This window comes from Flavobacterium fluviale (genome assembly GCF_003312915.1).
Classification (GTDB): Bacteria; Bacteroidota; Bacteroidia; order Flavobacteriales; family Flavobacteriaceae; genus Flavobacterium; species Flavobacterium fluviale.
The window spans coordinates 4,078,274-4,091,695 of sequence record NZ_CP030261.1 but is presented as its reverse complement, the minus strand read 5'-3'; the positions used below and the strand labels follow the sequence as shown (position 1 = coordinate 4,091,695).

Sequence of the window (13,422 nt, the reverse complement as noted above, 5' to 3'; positions counted from 1 at the left end):
CATTAAGAAAGGGATTTTCCGGGTTTTAAAAGAGAAGTATTTGGTTAGCTTCGCCCTTATATTTTTATGAGTTAATTGCTATTCCAGTGCGAGATTTCATTAAGGGAATAACTTTAGACTGTGATTGTGCTAGTTTTTCCATTAATAATCTTGCTGTTAAAAAGCATACTGTAGATTCTGCGCCTTGATTTAAGTTTACATTTTCTTTTTCAAGTCCGTCATAACCACCGCCGCTTACTGGATTGTACATAATCTGATTCAAATGGTTTTTACCTAAGAACCAATTAAAAGCAGCTTTCATTTTCTTTTTGTATTCTGGAGTTTTAAATGCTTCGTAGAAAGAATTTAAAGTCTGAATAGTGTAGGTAACATCAATTGGCTGTTCTCCGTATTGTTGCGGCTCTGCACCTTTATGATGCCAGCTTTGATTTGAAATAGCTTTAAAGTTTCCGTCTATAAATGTTTTAGAGATCAAGAAATCTAAAGAGTCCAAAGCGACTTTTTTGTAAACAGGTTTGTTTGTAATTAAGTAAGCATAAAGCATAGATTCTGGAAGAACACCATTACCGTATGTTAAATAATTTTCAAACCACTGCCAGTCTTCTGTAGCTGTGTCTTCATAATTAGCAAGCAGTTTTGCATTCAATTTATTGATAATTGCTGCTACGTATAAGTTTGGAATTGTTGAATGGTACAAGTATAAACCTTTAGTTGCAAATCCAATAGAACGAGGCGATTGAATAGTTTCTGTCCATTTTAGTGAATTCAATAAACATCTTGTTGCTTTTTTAGTAATTGCTTCTGGAAGAATATCTGAAATTGAAACTACAGTTCCTAATGCCCAAATTGCTCTTGCGTTTGAATCTTCCAAATTAACTTCGGCATTTTGCTCAATATGTTCACGATTTTCCTGATCTACATAATTGATGAAGTTTCCTTTTGGTTTTTGACAGCGTTGAATAAAATCTAAATAGATTAAAATATACGCTAAATCATCTTTGTCCTGCGTTAGTTTGTAATGCATACAGAAAGCAATAAGCGCTCTTGCATTATCATCTAGAGTGTAACCAGAATCTAAATCTGGAATAGAAATTTTACTAAACTGAATAATTCCAAGTTCAGTAGTTAATCTTTTAATATGTCTTAATTGAATGGTAGGATAACTGTATTTAATTTCCGATGGATTTTCAATTAAGTTTTTATAGGCATTCATATGTGTAATTGCTGCATTTTCCCAAGAAGAAGCGCGCATTTTTGTAAATGAATTGATACCCATTTCGTTTCTTAAGTTTTCATCGGCAATTAATTTAATTGCAGCATCTGCAAATTGATCAACATCTCCGATATCTACTAAAATTCCAGAATCTGGAGTTAATACCTCTCTAGTATGAGGGATTTTTGATGCTACGATCGGACATGCACAGCTCATTGCGTAAGCAAAAGTACCGCTCACAGCCTGATTTGGATCTTTAGATGTAAACATATAAATATCAGTTGCTTTTAAGTATTCTAAAAGCTGGTCTGTATCCAAATATTCGTTGATAAAACGTACATTGTTTTGAAGGTTTAATTCTTCTACAATAGATTCCAATTTAGTTCTATAAGTGTCAACACCGTCTTTAATTAAATTTGGATGTGTTTTTCCAATAATTAAGTATAAGGCGTTTGGCGCTTTCTCGACAATTTTAGGAAGTGCCTGCAATCCTGTTTCAATATTTTTTCCTTCGCCTAAAAGTCCGAAAGTAGATAATACTATTCTGTCTCCAATGTTTAATTTTTCCTTTGCATTTTGTGGAGCTTCATATACTACGATGTGGGTTCCATGAGGTACGCAAGTAATTATTTCTTCATTGATGCCATAATCTTTAATTAGTATTTCTTTTGATCTGTTAGTCATTACAAAAACCGAATTGCTATAGCTCAATAACAGTTTCACAAATGTTTTTAATTCGTTATTAGGATTTGGAATTACACTGTGAAAAGTATAGGTAACAGGCTTTTTAATGACATTTAAAAAATCTAAAAGATAATCTCCGTAATTTCCTGAAAACAAACCAAATTCATGTTGAATATGTACCAGTTTTACAGCTTCATCATTATTGATTTCTTCTGCAACAGTAGTATATTCTTCTCTATTTTTAGTGTTTAAAGTAAAGGCTTGAGTTGGTTTTTCCTTTGGTGCATCTACAAGTTCACAGATTTCACATGTAATAGATTTACCATATACATCGGTAATTCCTTTAATTGTGTCTTGAGTGTAAGTTGCTATACCGCATTGTGTTGGCGGAAAAGTAGATAGAAAAACTATTTTTGATTTATTTGATATTGCTTTCATGAGAATACATTTTTAATTCGGTTAATAACTCGTTAAGGTTCAAAGAGGCCACCGCAATCTTATCATCGGCGGCACCATAATAAATATATAGTTGGTCATCAAAAATTGCAGTTCCTGTTGGGAAAACCACATAATTAACATAACCATGTCTTTCGTAATATTCTGACGGTGTAATAATTGGTTTTGGCAGTCTTCCGATAACTTTAGATGGGTTTTCTAAGTCCAGTAAAACGGCACAAGCATGATAAACCAATCCTTTTTCCCTTTTTTCAGCAGCATGATAAATTAAAAGCCAGCCGTCTGCTGTTTCGATTGGCGGTGCTCCAGGACCAATATGACTTGTTTCGTGATCAAACTTCGGTTCAAGTACAATATGATCTGGAAGGTTTTTGAGATAATCTTTCCAAAAATCCTCTGTCAGTTCCGATTTTTTTTCAAACGAAACAATCTGAATAGAAGGAAAGAGTCTGTGTAATGCCACAAATTTTCCATTGATTTTCTTCGGAAAAAGAACCACATTTTTATCCCATACATAAAGATGCTCCTTCATTGTTTCTGTCAGCGGATAATTTCTAGCTGTGTTAAAAGCCAGAATCTTTGCAATGCTTGGATTTTGTAAATGATTTCTAATATGGTTCGTAAATTCATTTAAAATAAATCTTGGCGTAATAATTCCTTTCTTTTTAAATTTTACCAGATCTTTAGAAACTGCCAAAGCACCGCAGGCATTCAATCCATCATAAGTGACATAAGTCAAATAATACAGGTCATCTATTTTCGTAATTCTAGGATCTTCGACACCATGAATTTCATAAATATATTCTGGAACAAAAATGGGAGTTGAACGTCTTTCGACCAAAGTTGTAGGTCCTTCAAACCGACAATATCCTATAGTTGAAAAATTCCCTTTTTTTGCAGCTCTGTAAAACATGTGTACAGTATTTCCGTCTTGATAAACAGCTGGGTTTAAAACTCCCAATTCTTCAAAATTTCTTTCTGTTTTTTCTAGAATAACACCATGCTTTTTAGCCTCTTCCATTACCCTTATTATTTTTGATAAAATTACTTTGGGATAGGAGCCATAATTAATCCAATCCATTAAAAAATTAACTCAAAAGCATAAACATGGTAATTCTGTAAGAAGAAATAATAATAATGAAAACCAGCCGTAATTACTTGTTATTTAGTTTATTGAGTTAATTTAAAATGCGTTTTGAGTTAACAAGGTTTGTAGGAATAAAATACATTTGAATTAACAAACAAACAGACTATTGAAATAGTCGTATTTACGAACTAAAAAATCTAATATTATGTTACGCTGGACAGTCATTTTTATTATTCTTGCTATAATAGCTGGAATTTTTGGTTTTGGTGGCATTGCTGCTGGAGCTGCAGGTATTGCAAAAGTTTTATTCTTTATCTTTATAGTGTTATTTATCATTTCACTAATTACAGGAAGAACAAAGGTTTAAGCACTTTAAGAAGATATTTTTTTAAACATATAAGTAATCCAGGTTATAAACTTGGATTACTTTTTTGTTTTAAAGGGATATGATTTTCAATAAAATTATACTAAAATAACAGAAATCAGAATTGTATAAGTTTATATTTAATAAGTTCAACCTTTGAACCTTTGAACCTTTGAGCCTTTGCAACTTTGAACCTTTAAACAAATCCCTTCATCCCTAATACCATTTCGCATAGTATTTACGCGTTATAAAAGCAATAGGAATACCCACGCAGCAAATTACAATTAAAATAGAGAGCAATAGCGCAAAGTCTAGTTTCTTTTCTGGTAAAACAGGAAAAACAATTGGGAGAACTATTAAATTCATAACCACCCAAATAAAAAATCCGTAAGAAACCCCAGATAACACTGTGTTTATTTTAAAGAAAGGGATATAAGGGAAAATCTTAAAATAAAACCACGCAAAGATAAAAGCTATTAAAAAATGAAAACCTAATCCTATAAAAGTCATTTCTGCTCCAGCTGTATAAGCATCTTTTTTAAAAACACCACTTGCAATAGACTGCAGAATTTTTTCGGCAGTTGTCTTATGAAGGATCACTGCATAAATTAAAATGGCTGCAGTAATGTCTAAAGTTCCCGCTGCTAAACCAGATGAAACAATGGTTTTAACTTTTGATCTCATAACGTTTAGAGTTAAAATTCTGATTTATGGTTTATTGATAGTTTCGTAAATCACTTGTAGTTGATGTGTATGTCTCTGAGTGTGAATGATCGCGAAGTGAATCCATTCGTAAATAGTGAAATTTTCAAAACCAGGCATTTGAAACTCGAGGCAGGTTAATGTTAAATCGTATGTTTCTGCGGCTTCAAATAAATCGGTTTGTATTTTTTTGATGGAAGAAATTAATGCCTCTTTATCATAATCAATTTTGGCAGGTTTAATATTTTCTGGAGATTCCATTTTAGTATTAAAATCTAAGAAGATTTCGTCCAGCTTCCTTACATTTTCATCAGGTTCGCGAGTTGTCTTTTCTGTTTTTCCGGCAAAAACACTCGGAAAACCCGAACAAGCCAAAATAATATGTTGAACAGTTTGTCCGCCAGTCCAGCTGCCTTCAAATGGAACCCTATTAATTTCATTCTCAGAAAATAGCGAGATCGTATCTGTCAATTTAGTGTAAGTTTCTAGGATCGTATTTTGAACACCGCTTTTCATCTTATTTAATATTTGAATTAGACCAATAATAAAAGTAAACCGAGTGATTTAAAAAAAACAGCAGTCATTTTTATTGAATTAAATTTATAGAATTAGGGGAATGAAAGTATTTCAAATTTACAATAAATATTTTTAAAATACTAATAATGAGTAATTTGTGTGTTTGTTAAAATTATTTTACAGATGTAATCCACCACACATTTCCAAAAGGATCTGTAACACCGCAGGTTCTCCCATAATCCTGATCGCTTAATCCCATTAGCGGAACAGCACCGTTTTCTAAAGCTTTCTGATAGGTTTCATCGGCATTAGGAACATAAACAAATAAATGTGAAGTTTGTTTGGCCCAATCGGTAATTTCATCCGTAACCATAATGGTGCTTCCGTTTAGGGTAACCTCAGCATGCATGATGCTTCCATCTTCGCGAATGGACTTTGTATTAGTCTCAGATGCCCCAAAAACAACTTTTGTAAAATCGATAAATTTTGCTGCGCCTTGTAAAATTAAATAAGGCATTATAGTTTGATGTTCTGCTGGAATATTCATTTTCGATATTTTAAAATTAGTATTCTAAAATTACGATTTTTATTTTACTATTTGTAAATCAATAAATTGTGTTTTTATAAAAGAACCTCACAATGAAAACCATGTGCATTAAGAAGCTCAATTATTATGCTGTTTGAAATTCCGGCAGCATGAACTCGTAAAATTTTATCGCAGTCTTCCAGATCGAAATTGATCGCGCTGTTGGGATAATGCTCAAGAAGTTTCTCAATAATAACTTTGCATTGAGATTCTTCCTGAACATTTGTTTTAAAAACTTCAATCATAAAGTTTTGAATTTACAGCGCGATATTTTTGTATCGCTCGATTTTATGATAGTAGATATAGGAAATCGCTAAAATCACTAGAAAGATTAAAGGAAAGAAACTTTGAAAATTCATTCCGTCAACCGCAAAATGACTTATTGAAGCAAATATAAAGTCAAAACCAAATCCCGCATAAGCCCATTCTTTTACATTTTTAGGAACTTGTGGAATTACCAAAGCCAGAACTCCCAAAATTTTAAAAATAACCAATGCATTTCCAAAATATTCAGGATAACCTAAATGCCTGATTCCTTCTTTCGCCATCTCAGATTGTGAAGTCAAAGCAGGCATAACGCCTTCAAATAAAAAAATAATAATTGTAGTGGTCCAAAAAATAATTTTTGCTTTTTTCATACGGTATCGTTTAACAGGTTATTAGTTAATGTGTTACAAATCTAATAATGTTTTTCTTTTTAACGAATACACATTTACGACTAATTAAGGGGCATTTGGGACATTTGCTGATTTTAGACTTTAATCCCGAAACCTCGGGATAGACTTTAGATTTTTAACCACAATGCTTGTCATTGCGAGAAACGAAGCAAACTCATTCCCTGCATCACGAATGTTATTGTGGTTGCTTCGTTCCTCGCAATGAATTAAATTTGGAATTTGGAATTTGGAATTTGGAATTTTAAAATTTACGTCAGTTGATAATTAGTAATCAAAAACAAATCCTCAAAACCTAATCTCGTATAAATCCCTTTTCCTAAAGCTGATGCTTGTAACTGGGCATATTCACAGCCGGCATCTATGGCTTCGTTGATGGCAAATTTCATGATTTCTTCTGCAAAACCTTTTTTACGCATGTCTGGAATTACTCCGACGCCATGAATTCCCATTACATTCCCAGTTTGAAAAAGGGTAAGTGTTCCTATTGGTCTTTCTTCAAAATGAACCAGATAAAACTTCACATTTTCGTAATTATGCACCAGCGTTTCTTTACTGATTACATAACTAAAAGATAACGGATAGATATCAGACCAAGTTTTGGCATCTTCTTCATTTAGAACTCTTTTAAAATTCAAATTGTTTGGAAGTTTGAATTTTTGATCCAGCTTCAAAGCCATAGCCATCAGTTGAATTCGGATTTTAAATCCATTATTTTCAAAAATTTCATTGGAGTTACTTCCAAAAATATCCCAATACGGAATAATTAATCCCGGATTTTTTTCCATAATTTCCAGAATCTGGGGAAGATTTTCTTCTTTAATATCTTCGCGGAACCATAAACGGTTAGGCCAGCCTGAGTTTTTTATTTGGCAAAATTCAAAAGGATCATATTTATGATAGGAAAGGAGAGGAGTGGCAACAGTTCTCCAAAGCGCTGTAAGATTGTCAATATTGTCTTTGATAAGGTTTCTATTGGTCATTGTAATAACAATTTTGAATTATAGAGCAAAGATAAAACCAGTCTTTTAGAAAAGCCTTTACATATGTTGATTTACAAATCTTTTTCCAGACTTTTTCTAATTCGGCTTAACTGTGTCGGGGTAATACCTAAATGCGAGGCAATATGCAATAACGGAACCCGATCTGCAATACTTGGATGTTTTTGTAGAAGACTCACATATCTTTCGGTTGCGTTTTGCATAACCAAAGCGACTTCTCTCTGCTCTTTATCGACAATCCAGTTTTTCTCTAAATGAGCGATATAAAAGTTTTTGAGATCATCATTTTCATTAATTAACGACATATACTTTTTGTAATTAAGATTGATGATAATGCTGTCTTCCAAAGCTTCAATTGTAAAATTTGAGGGTGATTGCAGCATTAATGAAACCTTCGAACCTGCAAAGTAATTTTCTAGAAAAAGATTTTTATTATAGAAATTTCCCTCTTGATCTGTTATAAAAGCTCGTAAAACACCTTTCGCAATGAAATGAAGATTTTTAGCGATTTCACCGTTTTGTAATAATGTTTCACCTTTTTTTAAAGTTTGAAATTCGGTGATGTTCTCAATCAATTGCCATGAGTTTTCAGAAAGAGGATAGTAACTTTCGATGGTTTGTTTTAATTGATTGAGGTATATTTCATTGCTCAAAGTCATAGTTTTGTTTTGGTATATCCCGATAGGTATTAAGTCGCAATTTTTTTCGACACTAATTACACAAATTTACGCTATTTTTTTCCTTTTTTAAACATAGCCCCTGGTTTCAACCGCGGGAAATGTATTATGATGAAAAAGATTAAAGCAGATTTGCACGGATATTTTTTTATAGTAAAAAAATAATCTTTGCGAGAAATAAGAACGATTGTCAGTCTGAGCGAAGTCGAAGACCTTTATAACTTTGCGAGTGCTTCGACTTCGCTCAGCATGACATAAAATGACATATATGAGATAAAAAAACTCTCGCAGATTTTGCAGATAAAGCAGATTAATTTTTTGAGTCGTAATAAATAATCTTCGAAAATCGGCTTAAATCTTTTTAAATCTACGTGAAACAAACCTTTCCGACTCTGCAAAAAATAGCGGCATAATCTCCAAAATCTGCGAGAGGCTTAAAAAAAAACTTCGTGCCTTAGCGCCTTCGTGGCAAATTAAAAAAACTAAAAAACGCCATGAAACCCAAAGGTCTCACAGCGTTTTCATCTCAAAAAATAAATAATTAACGGGTAATGTAACAGGTATTATTTCCAGCCTCCGCCCAGTGCACGGTACAAATCTGTATTAGCTGTAAGCTGTTGTCTTTTAATATCGGCAAGTTCCAGTTCGCTTTGCAACAAGTTTGCCTGAGCAGTTAAAACTTCCAGATATTCTGCCATACCATTTTTGAATAATAGGTTGGCATTTTTAATAGCCAGCTGTAATGTTTTTACTTTTTCTTTTAAGAAAGTTTCCTGCTGTTGTAATTTTTCTACTTTAACCAAAGCATCAGAAACTTCGCTTACAGCAACCAAAACAGCTTGTCTGAAATTTAAAACCGCTTTTTCTCTTTCCGCTACAGCGATATTATATTGCGTTCTTACTCTTTTATTGTTTAAAAGCGGCTGCGTTAAACCTCCCGCAACAGTTCCGAATAAAGAAGCCGGAATATTGAACCAATTACTGGTTTCAAAAGAGTTTAAGCCGCCTTGCGCTGTTATTCTTAAAGCTGGATATAAATCGGCTTTTGTGATTCCTACGTTTGCATTTGCCACTTTCAAAGCTAGTTCGGCACTTTTTACGTCGGGTCTTCTGCTTACTAAAGCAGACGGAATCCCGATTGCTGTATTGTGTTTTACATCAATAGTACTTAAACGAATTGTTCTTTCTTTAGAATTCGGAAAAGAACCCGTTAAAACACTCAAAGTATTTTCCTGAATCGCAATATTTTGTTCCAATAACGGAATCAATTGCGCCGAGTTTAATTTCTGTGCTTCAGATTGCTGAATCGCCAATGTAGTTACCTGACCAGCATCGTATTTTAATTTGATGATATTCGTTGTACTATCATTTAAGCGAAGATTTTGTCTGGCAATTTCCAATTGTGCATCCAGCATCAATAGATTATAATATCCTCTTGAAACATTTGCTACGATATTAGTCTGCAAAGCTTTTTTTACTTCTTCAGACTGAAGATATCCTGCATAAGCACCTTTTTTTTGGTTTCTGATCTTTCCCCAGATATCAGCTTCCCAAGAAAGTGAAGCTCCGGCAGAATAATCATCAATATGTTTAGCACCTATTGCTTGGTTTAAATTCAATCCAGTAAAACTATTATCAGACGGATTGCTTGTACTTGCGTTTACAAATAAGTTAACCTGAGGTACATTTCCCCATTTAGATTGTGTGAATCTGTATTGTGCAATTTCGATGTTTTTTTCGGCAATCTGCAGATCGTTGTTTCTCGCAACGGCACTATCAATTAGTTTAATAATATCTTTTTCTGTAAAGAAATTTTTCCACTCCAAATCGGCAATACTGGTTGTATCACTCGAAACCGATGCATTCCTGAAATTCTCAGGAAATGCATCTTTTGGAGTTTCAATATCCTTCGAAACTTTACAGGATATTAAGGTCGTGATCAGAATGGCGAAGGTCACGATTTTGGTTATATGATTTTTCATTGTTTTTTTATTAGATTTTTTTATCCGTTGGGTGTAATTTTTAAACACATAGGAACATAGTTTTTAAGACTATAAAAGGCGTTTCACTAGTTTAAATACACATAGTTTAGCTATGTGTGGAAACTAGTTTCTTTTATTCTCTTTTTTGAAATAAGAAATCTATGTCTCTATGTGTTAAAATATTTTTTATCCAAAGGGTTAAATTTCTGTACAAGTATCTTTTCTGGTTTCAAGATCTTTTGAGATTCTGTACGATATATAAGCGATGCCAATTATGATGGCTACTAAAGCTGTTGTTATATAGTTTTCCATATTTTATTTTTCTTCATTATGAATTACGGCAACTGGTTTTCCAGAAACCTTTTCTTGTAAATGCTGGAAGATGATAAAGAGAACCGGAATAATAAACAAACCTAGAATTACTCCTGAAATCATACCTCCTGCGGCACCAATACTAATAGAGTGGTTACCTTGTGCTGATGGTCCTTTGGCGCTCATCATTGGAACTAAACCAACAATAAAGGCAAGAGACGTCATGATAATTGGTCGCAGACGTAATTTTGCAGCATCGATTGAAGCTCTGACTAACGCTTGTCCCGATTTTCGTTTTTGAACGGCAAACTCCACAATCAAAATGGCATTTTTAGCAAGAAGTCCGATCAGCATGACGAGCGCAACTTGTACGTAAATATTATTTTCGATTCCAGTTAAACCAATCGCTACGAATACTCCAAAAATACCTGCAGGGATTGACAAGATTACAGCCAAAGGCAAAATGTAACTTTCATACTGTGCAGCAAGTAGGAAATAAATGAATATCAAACACAGTAAGAATATAGTTGCAGACTGCCCTCCGGAAGAAATCTCCTCACGAGTCTGGCCCGAGAATTCAAACCCGTAACCTGCAGGTAATTGTTGTGCTGCTACTTCTTCAATTGCTTTAATGGCATCACCGGAACTAAATCCAGGTTTCGGAATCGCATTAATCGAAATTGAATTAAATAAATTGTATCGTGAAGCGGTTTCAGAACCATAAATACGGGTTAGTTTTACTAAAGTATTTATTGGCACCATTTCGCCTGTTTTGTTTTTGACAAAAACTCTGTCAATGGCTGTTGGATCAGCTCGGTCTTCGATATCGGCCTGAACAACCACACGGTAATATTTACCAAATCTGTTGAAATCAGATGCCTGTGCGCTACCAAAATAAGCCTGCATCGTTTGTAAAATGTCTTTTACATTTACGCCTAACTGATTTGCTTTTTCGTCATTAACTTCCAATTGTAATTGCGGATAATCTGCTTTGAAAGAAGTAAAGGCAACTGCAATTTCCGGACGTTTCATTAATTCGCCGATAAAGTTTTGAGATATTCCAGAGAATTTATCCAGTTTTCCTCCCGTTTTATCTTGTAAAACTAAATCTAAAGCCTCAACGTTACTAAATCCGGGAACAGTTGGGAAACTGAATACGAAGAAACTTCCGCCGGAAATAGCGCCCAATTTGCCACGAACCTGATTCATGATTTCGTCAATATTTTTTACATCACCGCGTTCTTCATTTGGTTTAAGCAATACGAAAACTACTGCAGAAGATGGACTTGTAGAATTCGTCAATAAATTGAAACCTGAAATCGCTGTTACAAATCGAGAAGCATCTAATCCTCTTAAAGTATTTTCCGCATCAGTCATTACTTTCTGAGTTCCGTCAAGCGAAGTTCCAGATGGTGTATTTACTGCAATGGCGATAAATCCTTGATCTTCTGTTGGAATAAATCCGGCAGGCGTTGTTTTTACCATTACAACAGTCGCTACAACCACTAAAGCTAATCCGCCTAAACTCAACCATTTTCTTCTGATTAAGAATTTCAATCCGCCTACGTAACGGTTTGTCAACGATTCAAAACTGCTGTTAAAAGCGGTAAAGAATTTTTCCTTAAATCCTTTTTTCTGATAAGGCGCATCGTGATCGTGTGCTCCGTGATTATCTTTTAAGAATAATGCCGCAAGCGCTGGACTCAATGTTAAGGCATTAACAGCCGAAATTACAATTGCAATGGCCATCGTAAAGGCAAACTGACGATAGAAAACTCCTGTTGAGCCTTCCATAAAACCAACCGGCAGGAAAACAGCAGCCATTACCAGCGTAATCGAGATAATAGCACCCGTTATTTCGTGCATTGCTTCATGGGTGGCGATTTTTGGAGACAAACGTTTATGCTCCATTTTCGCATGCACCGCTTCAACTACCACAATGGCATCATCGACCACAATACCAATCGCCAGAATTAATGCGAAAAGCGTTAAAAGGTTGATCGAAAATCCGAATAACTGCATGAAGAAGAACGTTCCTAAAATTGCTACAGGTACAGCAATAGCCGGAATTAATGTTGATCTAAAATCTTGCAAGAAGATAAATACCACAATAAATACCAATATAAAAGCTTCCAGTAATGTATGCTCCACCTGTTCGATAGATTGGTCAAGAGATACTTTTGTACTATAGAAAATATTGTGTTTAATGCCTTTTGGAAAATCTTTAGAAGCTTTTTCCATCATTTTGTTGATGGCAATCTGAATATCATTTGAGTTTGATCCAGCTAACTGAATAACCCCAATTACAATTCCTTTTTTACCATTTAAACGAGTTAAACTGTTGTAAGAGTAAGCACCAAGTTCAACTCGCGCTACATCTTTTAAGCGAAGTACTGAGCCATCTGCATTAGAACGTATAGCAATATTTTCATAATCTTCTGGTTTGGTTAATTTTCCTTTGTACTTAATAACGTATTCAAAAACCTCTTTGCTTCGCTCTCCAAATTTCCCCGGAGCCGCTTCCAAACTCTTGTCCTGAATCGCTCCCATAACTTCGCTAGGCGTAACTTTGTAAGTCGACATCTGTGTTGGATTCAACCAAACACGCATAGAGTAATCTTTTACACCACCAAAAATACTGGCAGAACCCACACCCGGAATACGTTTTAGTTCCGGAATAATATTGATCTGCGCATAGTTGGCCACAAAAGTCTGATCGTATTTCGATTCATCTTCGGTGTACATACCAATCGCCATGATGAAACTATTTTGCTGTTTCGCCGTCACAATACCCTGCTGTACAACCTCGGCAGGAAGCTGGCTCGTTGCCTGAGCAACACGGTTTTGTACGTTTACCGCAGCCTGATCGGCGTCTGTTCCAAGTTTAAAGAAAACCGTAATCGCTAAAGTACCGTCATTACTGGCTGTAGAACTCATATAAGTCATGTTTTCTACACCATTTATTGATTCTTCTATAGAAGGTGCCACAGAACGTAAAACCGTTTCTGCGTTAGCTCCAGGATATACGGCCGTTACCAAAACCGATGGAGGCGCAATATCAGGAAACTGTTGTAAAGGCAGTTTAGTTAAACCCAATACCCCAAGAATTACCAATAAAATGGAAATTACGGTTGCCAGTACAGGTCTTTGTATAAATATTTTGAACAT

The 13,422-nt window shown here is 34.5% G+C and carries 12 protein-coding genes; 1 reads left to right on the top strand and 11 read right to left on the bottom strand.

The window, feature by feature from the left end; genetic code table 11:
* Positions 1-64: 64 nt before the first annotated feature.
* Both HYN86_RS17640 and HYN86_RS17635 read right to left on the bottom strand, forming a co-directional pair.
* Positions 65-2,335 (bottom strand): glycosyltransferase, encoded by a 2,271-nt coding sequence (locus HYN86_RS17640; RefSeq protein ID WP_113679240.1) that lies wholly within the window; start codon positions 2,333-2,335, stop codon positions 65-67.
* Positions 2,316-3,374, bottom strand: a complete 1,059-nt coding sequence (locus HYN86_RS17635; protein WP_113679985.1) for a glycoside hydrolase family 130 protein — start codon at positions 3,372-3,374, stop codon at positions 2,316-2,318. Before HYN86_RS17635 ends, HYN86_RS17640 begins: the two co-directional genes overlap by 20 nt.
* A 271-nt stretch (positions 3,375-3,645) precedes the next feature.
* Here HYN86_RS17635 and HYN86_RS17630 point away from each other — a divergent pair, with 271 nt between their 5' ends.
* Positions 3,646-3,807 (top strand): DUF1328 family protein, encoded by a 162-nt coding sequence (locus tag HYN86_RS17630; RefSeq protein ID WP_082586767.1) that lies wholly within the window; start codon positions 3,646-3,648, stop codon positions 3,805-3,807.
* Between the two features lie 213 nt (positions 3,808-4,020).
* Here the strand turns inward: HYN86_RS17630 and HYN86_RS17625 are convergent, their stop codons facing one another.
* The 9 genes from HYN86_RS17625 to HYN86_RS17585 form a co-directional block, all read right to left on the bottom strand.
* The gene (locus HYN86_RS17625) at positions 4,021-4,488 is read right to left on the bottom strand and encodes a DUF1440 domain-containing protein (protein WP_113679239.1); all 468 of its coding nucleotides are present in this window, start codon (positions 4,486-4,488) and stop codon (positions 4,021-4,023) included.
* Between the two features lie 24 nt (positions 4,489-4,512).
* Positions 4,513-5,022 carry a DinB family protein gene (locus HYN86_RS17620; protein WP_113679238.1) on the bottom strand — a complete coding sequence of 170 codons (510 nt, stop codon included), beginning with the start codon at positions 5,020-5,022 and terminating at the stop codon, positions 4,513-4,515.
* Between the two features lie 172 nt (positions 5,023-5,194).
* Complete coding sequence (locus tag HYN86_RS17615; RefSeq protein ID WP_113679237.1) at positions 5,195-5,569, bottom strand: VOC family protein; 375 nt, start codon at positions 5,567-5,569, stop codon at positions 5,195-5,197.
* A gap of 74 nt (positions 5,570-5,643) precedes the next feature.
* Positions 5,644-5,853, bottom strand: coding sequence for a hypothetical protein (locus tag HYN86_RS17610; protein ID WP_113679236.1), 210 nt, complete (start codon positions 5,851-5,853; stop codon positions 5,644-5,646).
* 12 nt (positions 5,854-5,865) lie between these two features.
* Positions 5,866-6,246 carry a DoxX family protein gene (locus HYN86_RS17605; protein ID WP_113679235.1) on the bottom strand — a complete coding sequence of 127 codons (381 nt, stop codon included), beginning with the start codon at positions 6,244-6,246 and terminating at the stop codon, positions 5,866-5,868.
* Positions 6,247-6,533: 287 nt separating this feature from the next.
* Positions 6,534-7,265 carry a GNAT family N-acetyltransferase gene (locus HYN86_RS17600; RefSeq protein WP_113679234.1) on the bottom strand — a complete coding sequence of 244 codons (732 nt, stop codon included), beginning with the start codon at positions 7,263-7,265 and terminating at the stop codon, positions 6,534-6,536.
* A 71-nt stretch (positions 7,266-7,336) separates the two neighbouring features.
* Positions 7,337-7,942 carry a Crp/Fnr family transcriptional regulator gene (locus HYN86_RS17595; protein WP_113679233.1) on the bottom strand — a complete coding sequence of 202 codons (606 nt, stop codon included), beginning with the start codon at positions 7,940-7,942 and terminating at the stop codon, positions 7,337-7,339.
* A 581-nt stretch (positions 7,943-8,523) separates the two neighbouring features.
* Positions 8,524-9,942, bottom strand: a complete 1,419-nt coding sequence (locus tag HYN86_RS17590; protein ID WP_113679232.1) for a TolC family protein — start codon at positions 9,940-9,942, stop codon at positions 8,524-8,526.
* A gap of 315 nt (positions 9,943-10,257) precedes the next feature.
* Entirely contained in the window at positions 10,258-13,422 is a 3,165-nt protein-coding gene (locus HYN86_RS17585) for an efflux RND transporter permease subunit (RefSeq protein WP_113679231.1), read from the bottom strand.

Excerpts from the sequence above, each read along its gene's own strand:
- HYN86_RS17630 (WP_082586767.1), top strand. The coding sequence starts at position 3,646 with ATGTTACGCTGGACAGTCATTTTTATTATTCTTGCTATAATAGCTGGA.
- HYN86_RS17585 (WP_113679231.1), bottom strand. The coding sequence starts at position 13,422 with ATGTTCAAAATATTTATACAAAGACCTGTACTGGCAACCGTAATTTCC.
- HYN86_RS17600 (WP_113679234.1), bottom strand. The coding sequence starts at position 7,265 with ATGACCAATAGAAACCTTATCAAAGACAATATTGACAATCTTACAGCG.
- HYN86_RS17615 (WP_113679237.1), bottom strand. The coding sequence starts at position 5,569 with ATGAATATTCCAGCAGAACATCAAACTATAATGCCTTATTTAATTTTA.
- HYN86_RS17605 (WP_113679235.1), bottom strand. The coding sequence starts at position 6,246 with ATGAAAAAAGCAAAAATTATTTTTTGGACCACTACAATTATTATTTTT.
- HYN86_RS17595 (WP_113679233.1), bottom strand. The coding sequence starts at position 7,942 with ATGACTTTGAGCAATGAAATATACCTCAATCAATTAAAACAAACCATC.
- HYN86_RS17620 (WP_113679238.1), bottom strand. The coding sequence starts at position 5,022 with ATGAAAAGCGGTGTTCAAAATACGATCCTAGAAACTTACACTAAATTG.
- HYN86_RS17635 (WP_113679985.1), bottom strand. The coding sequence starts at position 3,374 with ATGGAAGAGGCTAAAAAGCATGGTGTTATTCTAGAAAAAACAGAAAGA.
- HYN86_RS17610 (WP_113679236.1), bottom strand. The coding sequence starts at position 5,853 with ATGATTGAAGTTTTTAAAACAAATGTTCAGGAAGAATCTCAATGCAAA.
- HYN86_RS17590 (WP_113679232.1), bottom strand. The coding sequence starts at position 9,942 with ATGAAAAATCATATAACCAAAATCGTGACCTTCGCCATTCTGATCACG.
- HYN86_RS17625 (WP_113679239.1), bottom strand. The coding sequence starts at position 4,488 with ATGAGATCAAAAGTTAAAACCATTGTTTCATCTGGTTTAGCAGCGGGA.
- HYN86_RS17640 (WP_113679240.1), bottom strand. The coding sequence starts at position 2,335 with ATGAAAGCAATATCAAATAAATCAAAAATAGTTTTTCTATCTACTTTT.